Source organism: Ningiella algicola, from assembly GCF_028401415.2.
Taxonomy (GTDB): domain Bacteria; phylum Pseudomonadota; class Gammaproteobacteria; order Enterobacterales; family Alteromonadaceae; genus Glaciecola.
The window spans coordinates 4,182,501-4,199,819 of the sequence record NZ_CP171821.2; the positions used below are offsets into that span (position 1 = coordinate 4,182,501).

The following is a 17,319-nucleotide window of genomic DNA, read 5'->3' on the forward strand; positions in this document are numbered from 1 at the left end:
TCCCGACTTACCAACCCTTTGCAAACTCCGAATACCGATGAGTGCTATCCGGGAGACACACGGCGGGTGCTAACGTCCGTCGTGGAGAGGGAAACAACCCAGACCGCCAGCTAAGGTCCCCAAATATTGCTAAGTGGGAAACGATGTGGGAAGGCTAAGACAGCTAGGAGGTTGGCTTAGAAGCAGCCACCCTTTAAAGAAAGCGTAATAGCTCACTAGTCGAGTCGGCCTGCGCGGAAGATGTAACGGGGCTAAGCAATATACCGAAGCTGCGGCAAAGTCTTATGACTTTGGGTAGGGGAGCGTTGTGTAAGTGGATGAAGGTGGATTGAGAGGTCTGCTGGACATATCACAAGTGCGAATGCTGACATGAGTAACGATAATGGGGGTGAAAAACCCCCACGCCGGAAGACCAAGGTTTCCTGTCCCATGCTAATCAGGGCAGGGTAAGTCGGCCCCTAAGGCGAGGCCGAAAGGCGTAGTCGATGGGAAACGGGTTAATATTCCCGTACTTGTATAATCAGTGAAGGAGGGACGGAGAAGGTTATGCTAGCTTGGCGTTGGTAGTCCAAGTGAAAGTGCGTAGGGTGTTGGTTTAGGTAAATCCGGACCGACCATTTAAGAGATGAGCCTGAGACACGAGACGAGACTCTACGGAGTTGAAGTAGCAAATACCCGGCTTCCAGGAAAAGCTTCTAAACTTATGATTATACGAACCGTACCCCAAACCGACACAGGTGGTCAGGTAGAGAATACTAAGGCGCTTGAGAGAACTCGGGTGAAGGAACTCGGCAAAATAGTACCGTAACTTCGGGAGAAGGTACGCCCTTGGGTGTGATTGGACTTGCTCCATGAGCGCTTGAGGGTCGCAGTGACCAGGTGGCTGGGACTGTTTATTAAAAACACAGCACTGTGCTAAATCGAAAGATGACGTATACGGTGTGACACCTGCCCGGTGCCGGAAGGTTAATTGATGGGGTTAGCGTAAGCGAAGCTCTTGATCGAAGCCCCGGTAAACGGCGGCCGTAACTATAACGGTCCTAAGGTAGCGAAATTCCTTGTCGGGTAAGTTCCGACCTGCACGAATGGTGTAACCATGGCCACGCTGTCTCCACCCGAGACTCAGTGAAATTGAACTTGCTGTGAAGATGCAGTGTACCCGCACCTAGACGGAAAGACCCCGTGAACCTTTACTACAGCTTGGCACTGAACATTGACCCTACATGTGTAGGATAGGTGGGAGGCTATGAAACATTGTCGCTAGATGATGTGGAGCTGCCCTTGAAATACCACCCTTGTATGTTTGATGTTCTAACGTTGTCCCCTAATCGGGGATGCGGACAGTGTCTGGTGGGTAGTTTGACTGGGGCGGTCTCCTCCCAAAGTGTAACGGAGGAGCACGAAGGTTGGCTAATCCTGGTCGGACATCAGGAGGTTAGTGCAATGGCATAAGCCAGCTTAACTGCGAGACAGACACGTCGAGCAGGTACGAAAGTAGGTCATAGTGATCCGGTGGTTCTGAATGGAAGGGCCATCGCTCAACGGATAAAAGGTACTCCGGGGATAACAGGCTGATACCGCCCAAGAGTTCATATCGACGGCGGTGTTTGGCACCTCGATGTCGGCTCATCACATCCTGGGGCTGAAGTCGGTCCCAAGGGTATGGCTGTTCGCCATTTAAAGTGGTACGCGAGCTGGGTTTAGAACGTCGTGAGACAGTTCGGTCCCTATCTGGTGTGGGCGTTGGATGATTGATGGGAGCTGCTCCTAGTACGAGAGGACCGGAGTGGACGAACCGCTGGTGTTTGGGTTGTGATGCCAATTGCATTGCCCAGTAGCTACGTTCGGAACGGATAACCGCTGAAAGCATCTAAGCGGGAAGCCGGCCCAAAGATGAGTCATCCCTAGCGATTTAATCGCTTTGAAGGGTTGTTGAAGACGACGACGTTGATAGGCAGGGTGTGGAAGCGTTGTAAGGCGTTAAGCTAACCTGTACTAATTGCCCGTAAGGCTTAACCATACAACACCTAAGTAGGCTGAGGCTGAAGCGGGTAGTGTGTGAGGACGATTGTTAATCGTCGATAGAGTAGCCTCTTGCGTTAATGATGATAATTAGCAGTTTTTTCAGATGTTAAAGACACATATTTAGGTGTATCTGCACAAGCGGATATACCGACAGTTTATGTCTGGCGACAATAGCGATACGGTACCACCTGACCTGTAACAGGGCTAGCCATTTCGAACTCAGAAGTGAAACGTATTAGCGGCGATGGTAGTGTGGGGTTTCCTCATGTGAGAGTAGCACATCGCCAGACTCCCAATTAAAGAAAGCCCCAGCGTGATGCTGGGGCTTTTTTGTTTTTGCGTCACATAAAAAATACTATGGGTTCATCGAATTTGTGGGTCACGAGGCGTATCGGTGTATCTTATTGTGTGCTATTTTTATCTATATTTTTACGCTTTCTTTATCTTTATGTTTGTATCGTTCTCTTATGATTTATTGCTTGATGTAAAATTTCACTTCGGTTGTCTTATCTTATGAAAGAATATATTCCAAGTGAGCTTACAGCGCTTGCACAACGCCTTGCAGGTGAATCGGCATATGAACGAGGTATACAGATATATGAAAGTAATCAAATATTTGACTTACGTTTTACCGACAATAGGGTCAGTGCGAAGGTTCAAGGCACTAAATTATACTCAGTAGACTTTAGCTTTGTTGGCGACAATATAGATGGTGGTTGTTCGTGTCCCGCTTCGGAAGGATTCGACTTCTGTAAGCATTGTGTTGCCGTTCTACTATCTTACAGCGACGCTTTTGCAAGGTTCAGAGAAATGAGTAACGGGCCGCCAGCCCGTCGTGTCCAAGCTTATGTCAATAGGCTCTCTCAAACTGAATTACAAAATAAACTGCTTCAGTTAATTAACACTTCCCCTAGTCTTCTGGAGCATTGGGTTTTGAAAGCCGATTTATCGTCTGGTAAGCAGGACCTAAAGGATTTAAAAAAGCACCTTACTAAAGCGCTGCCTTTGCGAGATATTTGGCGCCACGATCGTGTAAAGGATTATTTCGATAAAGCACTAAAGCAAGTTGCGGGTCTTTTTGAAGTCATGAACTTTCTAAATAAAAGCGAGCAATTTCAGTTTTGTACATATGCTCTAGAGCGCTACGATAAAATTTTGGAACGCCTTGATGATTCAGGCGGTTATCGCGTTGGCCTGTTTTCTCTTATGGAGACAGAGTACGCGAAGGCATTTCAGGCGCTTGACTGGGATTGTCAAACAAAGGCTAGTTATCTCCTTGAGCTATACAATACCGATTACACCCATATAACATTTGAGTCGATTCCACAGAAGTTTATTGGATTCTCAGATACTGAGTTGCAGGAGGCTTATGTTGACTTGCTCAAACGCCATGTTGACCAAAAGCTTGCGCATCTAGACTCCCGTAAGACGTCTGAAACACTTACTATTAAGCAAATGACAAATCATTTAGTTGAGCACTTTATTTCAAAGCATAATAAAGGCATAGCTTTATATTATATGGCTCAGTCTGCAAGCAATATTGATGAATATTTTTCAGTGATTACACTTGCATTAGAGCTAGGGGAACTAGCTATTGCTCAGGAATATCTTCAGCTTGCCAACCAGCAGGTTCGAATGGATGAGGATAAACTTAAGCTTGATAGACTGCGTCTGGATTTATTGATGCGACAAAAGAAAACAGACGACGCAATAGAAATTGCATGGCGAATTTACGGTAGTAGCTACAATATTGAGGATTTACAAACGCTTGAGGCACTATATAAGAAGAGTAGTAATAAGAATCAGACAGCCAGAATTTTCGACAAAGCTCAGAAAGCTCTACTGAACGAAATAGAAGGTCTTAAACATAAGCAAAGCGGCAGTAGAATGCTGCGCACGCTAGATAGGCTAATAGAGTTTTATCTGTATGCTGGTCGCGTTGAGAAGGCGTTAGCATTGTCGAAACAGTACGAGTTACCAATAGACACGCTGCACGATGTTGCGCATGCAGCAATCAAGATTAAGCCAAAAGCCGCATTTAATCTTTATCGTCAGATTTGTTTATTGTTACCACAACTTAATAGCAGCAAAGACTATGAACATTGTATTGAATTATTGTCTGAGTTATCGGACAACCTGCCACATGAAGTTGAGTATAGACAGAAGTTTAACCATCTGCTTGCAGAACTTACGGATGTATTTACGTATAAGCAGGCATTTGTCAATTTACTAAATGACACATTCCCGAACTCACCTTAGTCGGTTGAACGCTCCACTTTGTGGATGCGCCGATTACATCGGTCAAGCACAGAATATCTCGCTTTCAATGAGACAACTGCCTTAATTTGAACTCGCGCAATGCCAGTTTGCATGCAATACTACTAAAATGATTAATGATAAAGTTAATTATCAATTCTAAACACCAAAAAGACCATTATAAAACGCAGTCATTATTAAATGCTCAAAATCTCGCAGATTAAAAAACATTTCCAAAATGGAGAGGAGACGGTCACGGCTCTCGATGACGTTAGTCTCACTATCAGGGAAAATGAATTCGTCGCAATAATGGGCAGCTCTGGCTCTGGTAAATCCACTTTGATGAACGTGCTCGGCTGCCTAGATACGCCCACGTCTGGTCAGTATCTTCTCAATAACCAGGATGTTGCGACCTTAAGTGACAGTGCTTTATCAAGAATAAGAAATGAGCATATTGGATTTATATTTCAAACTTTTCATTTGCTACCAAAGCTCAGCGTGGTCGGCAATGTCCAACTACCCTTAAGATATTCCAATGTATCGGTTGATGAAGCAGACCGGCGCGCGAGCGAATTAATAGAAAGGGTGGGGTTGAGCCATCGTAAACACCATAAACCCTTTGAAATGTCTGGCGGTCAAAGGCAAAGGGTAGCAATTGCTCGTGCGCTAATAAACCAACCTTCAGTAATTTTAGCAGATGAACCGACAGGTAATCTTGATAGCAAAACATCAATTGAGATTATGAGTTTGCTGACGGAACTTCATCAGGCAGGTCAGACAATCGTCATGGTGACTCATGAGGATGATATTGCTAGCTTCGCACAAAGAGTCATAAGAATGAAAGATGGTAAGGTCTTAACGAATCATGAGGCATAGGTAATGAAGATAGTTCATCGACATAACTTAACGGTTGTCAGCCTTGTGCTATTGACGGTCATATTTCCTCTTAATGCAAAAGAATTGATGCTAACAGGGCAAATCAGTTCATCGGCCAAACAAATTGTGAGTGCTCCGCAGGCAAGTCGCTGGCAAATACAAATACAGTGGATGGAAGAAGAAGGTAAAGTCGTTCAAGCAGGTGATCCGGTAGTCGTTTTTGACGGTGCAAATGAGCAATCACAGCTTGAACAAAACAAAGAGAGTCTAGAGCGCTTATTGCTGGAGCTTGAGGAGCTAAAGTTAACGCAAGAGTTGCTGGTTAGTGATGCGCAAGGAAGACTTACTCTAGCTAAGTTAGAAGTTGAAAAAGCGCGAATTGAAGCTTCAGTGCCGGAATCTCAAGTAAGCGCTTATGATAAGGGTCAATATGATCTAGCGCTTCAGCGTGCATTGTTAGAGCAGGTGAAAGCAGAAGAAGCGTTCAATAGCGCTAAAAAGGAACGCGTTTCACAACTGCAAAAAAAAGAAATCGATATACTCAAAACTCAAGAAGATATCGATTATTTGACCATGCTCCTAGGTAAAATGAATGTATCCGCGCAATTCACAGGGCCTGTGACTTATGCCATGCATCCATGGAGTGACGAAAAGTTAGCCGCTGGCATGAACGTTCAGGCAAGTTGGAAAATACTTGATGTGCAAGCTATCGAGTCTTTTCAAGTTGAAACATGGATACACGAAGTAGATGCTGTTGCACTTCAAGAAGGTATGCATGCAAATCTCACCTTGGATGCCCATCCTAAAAAAGCCTTCGTTGGTCATATTAAAACGCTATCTACACAAACGGAATCGAGAGACTTATGGAGTAACAGTGCTTATTATCCCGCAGTGATAGAATTTGCCTCAGCCCCTGACGTTAAATTGCTTCCAGGCATGAGTGTCAGAATTATTATGGAGTTGGACAATGATTCTTAAGCTGCCGGTTTTACTCTTACTAAGCTGTATTTCGCTGGTTCTTTTATCTGCGTGTGGTGAAGTCAAAGAAAGTACTCAGGTGAGTGCAGGTAAGCAAACAGTATTATCTGCCCCCGCTGAACTTGTTTCTCTTCAGGATATTGCGATTGGCCCGCCTAATGTAAGAGGCATGTGGCAATTCAAGATTGAGTATATGGCGCGTGAAAACGCCATGGTGAAAACCGGCGACCTATTAATAAAATTCGATGGACAAGAGCTACAAAACGACTTGTTGGGGCGTCGCAGTAACCTTGATGCGGCCATCAAAGAAGCGGAAAAAAAGAAACTTGAAAATGAAGCTAAATTGGAACAACTAGTTCTTGATTTAGCTCAGGCAAAAATGAATGAAGAAATTGCACGGCGAAAGGTGGAGATAACCGATGTATCTCGGTCTGACATAGAGCGGCGTAAGCAACAAGCACAGCTTGAAATTGCAAGCGAAGCACATCGTCAAGCGCAAAGCCGCGTTGCCCAACATAAGCAAAGCATGCTCATCTCTGAGCAGGTGCAAGAAGCAAAGATTGCCAATCAACGGGTTCGTGTGGATCAAGTTGAACAAAGCATTGCAAAGCTTAGTATGACAGCACCAAAAGACGGGATGGTTATTTACGCTTCAGATTGGTCAGGAGAAAAGCCAGCCATCGGCGATACGGTGTTTATGGGGAGAACCCTCTTGGAGCTGCCAGCGTTAGATAAGATTGCGGTAAATGTTGAATTTGATGAATCATCCTCATCTTTGGTAGCGTTGGGCGCTGAAGTTAAAGTAACGCTTGATGCATTTCCTGAGCGACCTTTTGCCGGGCGAATTTCGGAGATTGGTCAAGCCTATCGGACTAAAAGCCAACGCAATCTTAAAGTCGTGTTTGATGCGAGAGTAACACTTGACACCAGCGATGGAGAAATCATGCGCCCCGGCATGAAAGCAAGGGTGGAGTTGTTAGAGGGGCAAACATGAAGGCTCTAAGGTGGCTAGCGCTTACGCTCATTTTTACTATTGTTTTATCTGCCTGCAGCGAAAAAAAGCAAAGTAGTATTCCCGAGTACCAAGTGCGGTCTCAGCAGTTTGATATTCAGGTTAGCGCCTTCGGTGAAATAGAAGCCGCCCAAGCTCAACGCATTATTTCACCTGGCACGCGACCTATGACGCTAGCGTGGCTACGTGAGGAAAATTCTCAGGTAAAGCAAGGTGATGTCATTGCACGATTCGATGCACAAAGAATCATCAAAGATAAGCGAGAAGAAGAGTTTGAAATCCTTAAATTAGAACAAGACATTGCAAGAAGTGGTGCCCAGCAATCCCAACAATTGAGAGAAGTAGAATCTGATCAGGTGTTTGTGCAACATGAATTCGAGTTTGTCGATAAGTTTGCAATCGATGATTTACGAATTTATTCGCAGCTAGAGATTATAGATACACTAGAAAACAGAAATTTTTTGGTCGCGAAAAACAGTTTTTTAGATTGGAAAGAGACCAGTATTGATAAGCAACATGACAGTGAAATTGCCGTTTTGGATGTGCGCAAACAAGGTCATGCCGAAAAATTTGAAAGGCATCGCGAGGCGTTGACAAGTTTGGAAGTTATTTCTCCTTATGCCGGCTTGCTTATTTATGAAAAAGACCGTCGCGGTGAGAAACCGTCAGTAGGTCAGACTGTTTTTCCTGGACGACCCATTGCTCAAATTCCCAACTTAGATAACATGCAGGCAAACATATTTGTGCTCGCCAATGAGGCTATCGATCTAGCGCTTGAGCAAGCCGTTGAAATTCGACTTGACGCATTTCCAAATGATGTATTTGCAGGGCACATTAGCAATGTCGCGGGTTTCCCCAGATCGATACAACGAGGAAGCCCGGTTACCTATTATGAAGTGAGTGTTGCCCTGAATGAGCAAGACAAGAGTAAAATGCAACCAGGGAGAAAGCTCACTGCGATTATTGATGTTAAAACGCCTACCCAGCAGCTGATTGTGCCGATTCAAGCATTGCACCATGAAAGTGGCGAAAGCTTTGTGTTTGTAAACAACGGGGGTAAATACCAAAAACGAGCGGTTCAATCGGGAAGAAAGAACCTTTATATGGTTGAAATTGTTGACGGTCTTGAAGAAGGTGAAACGATTGCGCTCAGTATACCAAGTGGCGACCTCATTGAGGAAGCAAGCTAATGTGGTCTAAATACTTCGTATTGGTGCAAGATGCAATTGGGGAGTTGATGTCACAAAAGCTCCGCACATTTTTGACTTTGCTCGGGATGATTTTTGGTGTGGGTGCCGTTATTGCCATGCTCAACATAGGCGAAGGGGCTGAAAAAGAAGCGCTGAAGCTTATTGATAGCATGGGCGTAAACAATATTATTGTTAATACGGCGCAGTTTCCTGGAGAAGAGCTTTCCGAGATCAGAGAGGAATCATTAGGCTTGAGTATGGGGGACGTTGAAGCGGCACTTGCTACGCTGCCATTCGTTGACGGTTTCAGCGCCAGTAGAGCTATTCGAATCCATGATATTTATAGTGATTACGCCAAAAGTAACGCTCAGGTACTAGGTGTTACGACAAGCTATTTTGAGCACGGAAATCTTCAGCTAGAAGCTGGTCGCTTTTTAAATCAAGATGATGAAGCAGCTATTGCTCAAAATGCAGTATTAGGAGCAGATACTGCAAGTGAGTTGTTTGAAGATGCGGGTTTCTCAGCTGAACAAATGCTTGGAGAATATGTCAAGGTTAATCATGTATGGTTGCGTGTGGTTGGCGTGTTAGCGCCCCCTCAGGGCAGCAAAAACGAATTTCAAGGTGTCAAAATTGGCGGTGATCGCTATCGCATATTCATCCCGCTTTCGAGTAGCTTACAGAAATTCGCTAGTGAGTTTCTAGCAAGCGAATTAGATAGTTTTAAACTCAGTATCGTTAAAGAAACGGACCCGATTATTGCTGCAAAAGCAATAGATAGCTTATTAAAATTGAGGCACGGGGGCTTACAAGACTATGCATTAGTGATTCCAGCTGCATTATTGGAGCAGCAAAAACAAACTCAACAAATCTTCAATATTGTAATGGCATGCGTTGCCGGTATCTCGCTCTTGGTGGGCGGTATCGGCATCATGAATATAATGTTAGCGAATGTTATGGAGCGGACAAAGGAGATTGGTTTACTCAGAGCCGTTGGTGCGACACAAGATGACATAAGAATGCAGTTCATTGCTGAGAGTTTTACCATCTCTGTGATGGGCGGATTGTTGGGTATATTTTTTGGTTTGCTGCTATCGGAAATAATCGGATTTTACTCGGGGTGGGCCGTTAGCTGGTCTATCCCTGCAATATTTTTATCATTAAGCATTTGTATGATAGTTGGCGTTGGTTTCGGGGTATTTCCAGCCATAAAAGCCTCGAAATTGAACCCTATCGATGCGCTTCATAGTGACTAAATCTGCGATTATTAACATTAATACCACAAAAGTTTCAAAAACATTCTACATTCCATAAGCCTTAAACTATAAATCACAAAAGCAAAGCATTGCATGCTCTGTGAAAATCCATAATGTGATTTAGTAATGACAATCGTCATCAGCAACTGATAATGCATTGCGAAATAATGCTTAAGCACAGTTCAGCTTACTTAACGATATATTGTATCTATTTGCCCTAACGAGGAGTTAAACGTGACAACAAGTGTTCGGTTAGCATTCATTTTCTTAGGCGTGTTTTTATATGCATGTACGCCATCAAAAACAGATGTCAGCGAAAAGGATAATGATACTCAAGGTGCACTCGTTGGCAGCGATGCTGTAGCCTCTGAAGAAGGTAAAACCCGCCCAAACGTTTTACTCATTATCACGGATGATCAAGGCTATGGAGATTTAGGGCACACGGGAAACGATGTTATTGAGACGCCGACTTTGGATGAGCTGTTTCATCAGGGCGTGAGCTTTGACCGATTCTACGTCAGTCCGGTATGCGCTCCCACCCGGGCTAGCTTGCTCACCGGAAAGCATTATTTATCTACCGGCGTGTTTCATGTAACTCGCGGCCAAGAAAAAATGCATGCGCAGAACACAACGCTTGCTGAGCTACTAAAAGCGCAAGGCTACCGTACCGCTTTGTTTGGAAAGTGGCACAACGGTTTGCAGTTTCCTCACGATCCAGTTGGCCAAGGTTTTGATGAGTTTTATGGCTTCTCAGCGGGGCATCTTTCAGAATATTACGATAATTACTTGTATCACAGCTCTATTGATAGCCAGACTCAGCGCGTCAAATATACGGGCTATGTAGCCGATGTGATTACGGACGAGGCGCTGAGGTTTGTAAAGCAAGATAGCGAGGCTGCTTCACCATTTTTCGCGATGTTGAGTTTCAATACGCCTCATGGTCCGTTTCAAGTGCCCGATCATTATTTTCAAAAATACAAAGATAAGGGTATGAAAGATGTTGACGCATCGATTTACGGGATGGTTGAAAATATCGATGACAACGTAAAGCGCGTGCTTGATGCGCTGGATGAACGTGGTGAATTAGATAATACCATTGTGCTATATATGTCGGACAACGGCGCTGCATTTCCAGATGGCCAATCACGCTATAATGCTGGCTTGAGAGGACATAAAGGTTTGGTGGATGAAGGTGGCGTGCGATCGCCATTTGTGATCCATTGGCCTGATGCTGGTTTAGCTGCCAAAGAAGTGATGCCAATCACCCAACACATTGATGTGGTGCCCACTCTGCTGTCTCTGCTAGATATCGATTTTGATCCTGAGAGTTTCGACGGACGTGATTTATCCGTGTTGATGGAGCAGGACAATGCGCCGTGGGAGCCTCGTAACGTGTACTCCCACCGTTTTAGAATCAGTGCAGACCCCAGCGTCCCAGCAGTGCAGCTAACTCCAGCTGCTATTCGAACCCAGCAGCACCTTGCTATGGCGGGAGAAAATGGAATCTGGCAACTTTACGATCTCCTTGATGACCCCGGTCAAACGAGGGATTTAGCTAAAGAGAAAGTACAACTGCTATCAGACTTAAAAGCGCAGTATGAAACTTGGTTTAAGGAAATTACGCAAGCTCACGGCGAATACACGACCATTCCAGTTGAAGTGGGTCACCTTGGTCGTGACACGGTTGAATTGCCAGCTCATGAAGGTTTGATTAAACAAGACTTAGCTTATAAGCACGGGATGGGGTGGTCACATGACTGGCTTATTCCCACTTCACAAGAAAAAGGCAGTGCGCATTGGCCACTTAATGTAGTAAGCGAAGGAAACTATGCAGTCCAAGTGGATTACACCACTGCTGGCGAGGCTTATTCAGGTGAAATTCAAGTTCTATCGCCTCGCGGTAAATTAGTAAAAACACAAGTCCCTAGTTTTGTCAGCGAGACACTATCAACCGATCGACAATATTTCACAAATGAGGCGCCTGACTTAACTTGGAAAACGATTGAGATGGGAGAGCTTAGTCTGTCAGAAGGTGAACAAAGCTTGGAAATTGAGTTTTCAAAAGACGAAAGCAACCGAGAAATTTGGATTAAGCAAGTCAGGCTAGTAAAACGCTAAGAGGTTATCACTATGGAAATTTGTAAAAACGGCAATGCTGGAAAATGCAAACAGTCGCGGGTTTTAATCAAAGGTATGAGTTTTTGGGTTGCGCTAACGCTAGCATGTTCGGTCATGTTCGCCAGTCATGCCCTTGCCGCCACTAAGTTGGAATTTAGCACAACGATTATTCTGGACGCTGATACCGCTAATGAAGTGGACGATTTGTATGCCGTGGTAGCTGCGCTGATAGAACCTTCTTGGGATATTAAAGCACTGAACGCAACGCATTGGCAAACGAGTCACTGGAGTAGCCCGACTTCTATGGAAGACAGTCATCGATTAAACCAAGTGTTAACCGGTTATTTGCAAATGCCAGTGCCAACAAAACGAGGAGGTGTTGCGCGCATGTACGATTGGGGTGACCAAGCCCAGCATTCGGCGGCTGCTTACGAAATAATTAAACAAGCTCATGCGATGGAAAATGGTGAACGTTTAACGGTGATCGCCTTAGGCGCGCTTACCAATGTCGCTTCAGCGCTGTTTATTGACAACAGTATTGCTGACAAAATCAGTCTGTTTTGGTTAGGAACATCATATGATTTTGAAAACAACGTTCTTGGTACAACCGACTTTAACTGCATTATGGATACTCAAGCTTTACACTACTTACTCAACTCTACAGTGCCAATGACTGTGATTCCCGTCAATGTTGCGTACGACATGCAGTTCGATTTGGCAGATACCACAAAGAGGATCAAAGGCTTTCACCCCTTAGGAGATTTTTTAGTGGATAGATGGGTCGACCATATGGATGGCCTTCGACAGTCAAGAGCTATATGGGATCTTGCTTTAATATACGGCATGATGGAGCCTGATTGGATTGAAACGACCACTATTACCACGTCTAAAGATTTTGGCGCGAAGGAAATTACTTATATGAGTAAAATCGACGGTGAACAAATGTACCAAGCGTTTTTCCAGCGATTTAAGGCTCATCTCAGTAAATAAGTGGATTTTCTGCTAACTAGACTTTTATGAGCGATGAGAGCGAACGCTGAAATAGTTATAATTTTTAACGAAATTTTTATACGTCAGTGGCTAGGTGAAAGTGGTAGTATTAACATCTTGTTAACTTCGTCGAAAGCGAGAGTTAAGTTAGTTAACCTCAACTCGGGGTAAGCGATAGTGCAAATGCATGTTTTAACTATGTATTTATTAAATTATCACCAAGTAGTGATAAAAACGTGAAGTGCAAGGCGCAAAAGTGACGTAATAGTCATTCTATTGCTCGCTTTTGCAACGCAGTAATTCGCGTTTTTAGCGCAACTTGGCGCTGTCGCTTATCCTGAGTTGAGGTTAGTTACCAATCAAGTGCAAAGCACGTTTTGATGGTAACGAATTTCAATGGAGTCATATCTATCGTGAAAATAATTGTACGCACACTTTGTTTACTATCAGCGTTTATCCTAAATTCGGTTTTTGCGAATGGCATTGATCATTTGGTATTTGAACCACCCGCAGCTTTAGACAATGGAAAGCATATTGTCTTAGTCTCAGGTGATGAAGAGTATCGCTCGGAAGAGTCTATGCCGATGATGGCGAAAATTCTTTCACAAACCCATGGATTTAAAACGACGGTGTTGTTTGCTATTGACCGAGACACCGGCGTAATTAATCCTAACGATATTACCAACATTCCTAATCTTCAATCACTTGCAGACGCTGACCTTATGATCTTAGCGACGCGCTGGAGAATTTTGCCCGGCGATCAGCTGCAGCATTTTTTAGACTATTTTAACGCGGCGAAACCTATTATTGCACTTCGTACTGCAACTCACCCTTTTAACAACGATGATATGTACGGTGGCTACGACTGGCAGAACTTTGGTGTCAAGGTGGTCGGCGAAAATTGGCTTTATCACCACGGTATTCATGCGGTAGAGGGGGGGAGAAGTGTTGAGGTACCAGAACATGCCGACCATCCGGTACTCAACAGCGTTAATAGCTTCTTCATGTGGTCTGACATTTATGGTATTGAAAATCTAGATGAGGATGCTGCAACGGTGCTCTTACGTGGCGCCGTCACAGAATCACTTGATCCTGACTCGAAAATGCTGGAGGGCGAGAAAAACAACCCAATGATGCCCCTTGCATGGCTAAAGCCTTATCCCACGCCGGATGAGAAAAACACGGGGCAAATTTTCACTACTACTGGTGGCGCAGCCTATGATTTACAAGAGGAAAGTGCGCGACGACTAGTCGTAAATGCAGCTTATCATCTGCTTGATATGAATGTGCCATCGAAAGCAGATGTGGATTATATTGACCCCTATGAGCCCTCGTTTTTTGGCTTCCAAGATACCGATTATTTTATAAAGCGTGGTATGAAAGTCAGCGATTTTGAACTTGGAAAATCAGCCACTTCGATTTTGACGAGCGAAGAGCTCAAGAAAATGGGACAAAGCTCAAAAGTCACTCTGGGCAAAGGGGATACGGTATTACTATTGGGAAACGGTCTACCAGAACGGATGCTCAATCACGGTTTTTTTGAAACGGAAATTTACAAGCGACATCAGGACCTAGATTTAACGATACGGACCTTGGCAAAACCGGGTTTTACGCCAGGGTTTAGACCGCATTCATCACGAAACTCCCAGTGGGCCTTTAACGGCGCCGAACGATATCACCCAGACAAACTGCATCACAGTGGTGAGGGTTTTTATCCTTCAGAGGATGAATGGCTCTATGATATTGCGCCCGATGTCATCATTGCGTTTTTCGGCTTTAATGAATCTTTCGATGGGCCCGATGGGCTCGAAAACTACCGCGCCGAACTATTAAATTTCATTAATCACTCCTTGGCGAATAAGTATAACAATGGTGACATTTCAAAGCTGGTTTTGGTGTCGCCGATTGCCTTTCAAGATTTATCTGACAAATATCCGCTGCCTGATGGCGTCCAGACCAATCAAAACTTAGCAGCCTACACAGAGATTATGCGTGAGGTCGCGAATGAGCGCGGTATTCATTTTGTCGACTTGTATTCGCCAACAAAAGCCCTTTTTGACAGTAGCGAAACACAGCTGACCGTAAATGGCGCACATTTAAATAAAGATGGATATAAACTGCTCGCGCCAATACTAAGCGACGCCTTATTCGCTGCCCCCTCAATTGCGCTTGAGAACGTGGACTACGATGAGCTTCTTAACGCTGTTTTAGATAAAAATTGGTATTGGTTTAAACGCTACCAAATGCCCAATGGCGTGCATGTGGATGGTCGCCGCTTCGAACCTTACGGCGTTGATAATTACCCGAAAGAAACGATAAAAGTCGTACAAATGACGGAAAATCGTGATAAGCAAATTTGGCATATGCTTAACGGGCAGTCCTTTGATTTAGCCGAAGCAGATTCAAAAACTATCGAGCTTGACCCTATCAAATCCAATGTGTCAGCGGATGGTGTGCAAGAATATAAATATGGCAAAGATGCTTTAGCGACTATAAGCGTCGCCGAGGGCTTTGAAATTCAACAGTTCGCTTCAGAGGTAGAGTTCCCGAACTTGGCAAACCCTGCACAAATGGCCTTCGATAACCAAGGAAGACTGTGGATATCAACGCTTGAAAGCTACCCTCACTACAAACCAGGTGATGAAAAGCCGAACGATAAAATACTCATCTATGAAGATACCAATAATGATGGGAAGGCAGACAAAGAGACAGTCTTTGCTGATAATCTTAACCTCCCTATTGGATTTGAAATTACAGAACATGGCGTGTATGTCTCACAAGCACCAAATTTAGTGTTATTAAAAGACACTGACGGAGACGACAAGGCAGATTCCTACGAGATTGTGTTATCCGGTTTTGATACTCATGACACCCATCATGCGATTAGTGGCTTTTTAGCAGATCCTTTCGGCGGCATATTGATGCAGGAAGGTGTATTTTTGCATTCAAATATCGAGACGGCCTATGGTCCTGTGCGAGCAGTCAATGCTGGTTTTTATCGATTCGACCCTAGAACGCAGCGTTTGCAGCGTATCGTGCAAAACCATGCACCGAACCCGTGGGGGCTTGCGTTTGACAAATGGGGTCAAAATTTCTTCATGAATACCTCAGACCCAGCTGTTTATTGGATGTTGCCTGTTGAGCTAAAAACACGTTATGGACAGCTTTCGCTCGGCACCGATACCTTGATTGAATCCGAGCATCGCGTGCGACCTACTTCCGGTTTGGAATTTATTTATAACCAGCATTTTCCTGAGCATATGCAAGGTGACTTCATCCTGAATAATGTTATTGGATTTTTGGGCGCAAAGCAGCACACTCTCAATGATGAAGGCACTGGCTACGTGAGCACTTGGAGACAAGACCTCTACACCTCTACTGACCCGAACTTCAGACCCGTCGATTTAGAATTTGCTGAAGATGGTTCTTTATATGTTGTTGATTGGCACAACCAACTGATTGGGCATATGCAGCACAATGCCCGCGATCCGCTTCGCGACCACGCCCACGGACGTATTTATCGAGTCAAGCACAAAGAAAACCCTTTGATAGCAGATGTGCCAGTAGTGGGTGAGTCCCTTGATACGCTATTTTCATATCTCACATCGCCGGATTATCGATTACGATATCGAGTTAGACGAGAAATAAGAGAGCACGACTATGCTGCCATTCAGGATGCGAAAAAAGCTTATCTTGAAAGCCTAGATAAATCTCATCCTGACTACGATGTGCACTTACTTGAAGCACTGTTTTTAAGTCGCTTCGATAATGAGCAGGACAAAAACTTCGCATTATCACTGTTAGAGCATCAAAATTACAAAGTACGTGCTGCTGCAATAAAGGCAATACGCTTACACATGTATGAGTTTGATACTGAAACGCTATTAAGCGTGATAGACAAAGGCGCACAAGACGAGCAAGGGCGTGTGCGTCTTGAAGCCATCGTTGCAATGACATGGTTGGACAATCCTGCGGCGCTGCCCTCGCTTTATGCAGCGGGTGAGAAAGAAGGTGAGCAACTTGGTAAGTGGATGCGAAATGCCTTCTTACAAACGGTGGATAATTTAGACGGAGAGTGGACTGAGCAGCTAGCGGTGGTTGAGAACGAAGCCGCACATTTATCTGGCCCTGCCAAAGAGCGCTATTTTGCGGGTAAGGAGATTTACAACAAAGAAGGCTTTTGTGCCACATGTCATCAGCCCGACGGCAAAGGCCTTCCAATTGCAGGCTTCCCGCCACTTGACGGCACAGAATGGGTAACGGGTAATCCTGAGCGGTTAACGGACATTATCTTGCACGGTTTGATGAAGCGGATTTACGTAAAAGGCGTGAAGTACAATGGACATGTTCCAATGACAGCGTTTGGAAATATGCTCAATGATGAAGAAGTCGCTTCAGTCTTAACCTATATCAGAAATGCCTTTGGCAATCAGGCCGAGCCAGTGCAGGCACCTTTGGTAGAGAAAGTGCGCGCAAGCTCACCCGCAGTCCGTGGGTTTTGGACGGCCGATGAGCTAATGGAAAAATATCCCAACGATGGCTATCCCGATGGATTGCCCGACGAGAAGCGTGAAGAAGATGTCAAATAAGCGCTAATGCAAAGCTCAGTGAAAAACTC

The 17,319-nt window shown here is 44.6% G+C and carries 9 protein-coding genes and 2 rRNA genes (1 of these 11 cut by a window edge); all 11 read left to right on the forward strand.

All coding sequences use genetic code 11. The features are described from left to right. A 23S ribosomal RNA gene (locus PN836_RS18225) occupies window positions 1–2,020 on the forward strand; it begins 1,074 nt to the left of the window's first position. A gap of 165 nt (window positions 2,021–2,185) precedes the next feature. Further along, window positions 2,186–2,315: ribosomal RNA gene (gene rrf, locus PN836_RS18230) — 5S ribosomal RNA — on the forward strand. A 223-nt stretch (window positions 2,316–2,538) separates the two neighbouring features. Continuing rightward, a complete protein-coding gene (locus PN836_RS18235; RefSeq protein ID WP_395341062.1) occupies window positions 2,539–4,284 on the forward strand; it encodes an SWIM zinc finger family protein in 1,746 nt (581 codons plus the stop codon). 198 nt (window positions 4,285–4,482) lie between these two features. Next, entirely contained in the window at window positions 4,483–5,157 is a 675-nt protein-coding gene (locus tag PN836_RS18240; RefSeq protein ID WP_395341063.1) for an ABC transporter ATP-binding protein, read from the forward strand. Between the two features lie 3 nt (window positions 5,158–5,160). Then, window positions 5,161–6,135 carry an HlyD family secretion protein gene (locus tag PN836_RS18245; RefSeq protein WP_395341065.1) on the forward strand — a complete coding sequence of 325 codons (975 nt, stop codon included), beginning with the start codon at window positions 5,161–5,163 and terminating at the stop codon, window positions 6,133–6,135. Beyond that, window positions 6,125–7,129 (forward strand): HlyD family secretion protein, encoded by a 1,005-nt coding sequence (locus PN836_RS18250; RefSeq protein WP_395341067.1) that lies wholly within the window; start codon window positions 6,125–6,127, stop codon window positions 7,127–7,129. The genes PN836_RS18245 and PN836_RS18250 overlap by 11 nt, the downstream gene beginning before the upstream one ends. Next, on the forward strand, window positions 7,126–8,337 hold the full coding sequence (locus tag PN836_RS18255; RefSeq protein WP_395341070.1) for an efflux RND transporter periplasmic adaptor subunit: 1,212 nt from the start codon (window positions 7,126–7,128) through the stop codon (window positions 8,335–8,337). The genes PN836_RS18250 and PN836_RS18255 overlap by 4 nt, the downstream gene beginning before the upstream one ends. Beyond that, complete coding sequence (locus PN836_RS18260; protein WP_395341072.1) at window positions 8,337–9,593, forward strand: ABC transporter permease; 1,257 nt, start codon at window positions 8,337–8,339, stop codon at window positions 9,591–9,593. Before PN836_RS18255 ends, PN836_RS18260 begins: the two co-directional genes overlap by 1 nt. 234 nt (window positions 9,594–9,827) lie before the next feature. After that, the gene (locus PN836_RS18265; protein ID WP_395341073.1) at window positions 9,828–11,711 is read left to right on the forward strand and encodes an arylsulfatase; all 1,884 of its coding nucleotides are present in this window, start codon (window positions 9,828–9,830) and stop codon (window positions 11,709–11,711) included. A gap of 12 nt (window positions 11,712–11,723) precedes the next feature. Continuing rightward, a complete protein-coding gene (locus PN836_RS18270; protein WP_395341076.1) occupies window positions 11,724–12,701 on the forward strand; it encodes a nucleoside hydrolase in 978 nt (325 codons plus the stop codon). A gap of 413 nt (window positions 12,702–13,114) precedes the next feature. Continuing rightward, complete coding sequence (locus tag PN836_RS18275; RefSeq protein ID WP_395341079.1) at window positions 13,115–17,290, forward strand: PVC-type heme-binding CxxCH protein; 4,176 nt, start codon at window positions 13,115–13,117, stop codon at window positions 17,288–17,290. The last annotated feature ends 29 nt before the right edge of the window (window positions 17,291–17,319 follow it).

What these genes read in the sequence shown, in the direction of transcription:
- PN836_RS18235 (WP_395341062.1), top strand. Translation starts at nt 2,539, where the DNA reads ATGAAAGAATATATTCCAAGTGAGCTTACAGCGCTTGCACAACGCCTT.
- PN836_RS18240 (WP_395341063.1), top strand. Translation starts at nt 4,483, where the DNA reads ATGCTCAAAATCTCGCAGATTAAAAAACATTTCCAAAATGGAGAGGAG.
- PN836_RS18245 (WP_395341065.1), top strand. Translation starts at nt 5,161, where the DNA reads ATGAAGATAGTTCATCGACATAACTTAACGGTTGTCAGCCTTGTGCTA.
- PN836_RS18250 (WP_395341067.1), top strand. Translation starts at nt 6,125, where the DNA reads ATGATTCTTAAGCTGCCGGTTTTACTCTTACTAAGCTGTATTTCGCTG.
- PN836_RS18255 (WP_395341070.1), top strand. Translation starts at nt 7,126, where the DNA reads ATGAAGGCTCTAAGGTGGCTAGCGCTTACGCTCATTTTTACTATTGTT.
- PN836_RS18260 (WP_395341072.1), top strand. Translation starts at nt 8,337, where the DNA reads ATGTGGTCTAAATACTTCGTATTGGTGCAAGATGCAATTGGGGAGTTG.
- PN836_RS18270 (WP_395341076.1), top strand. Translation starts at nt 11,724, where the DNA reads ATGGAAATTTGTAAAAACGGCAATGCTGGAAAATGCAAACAGTCGCGG.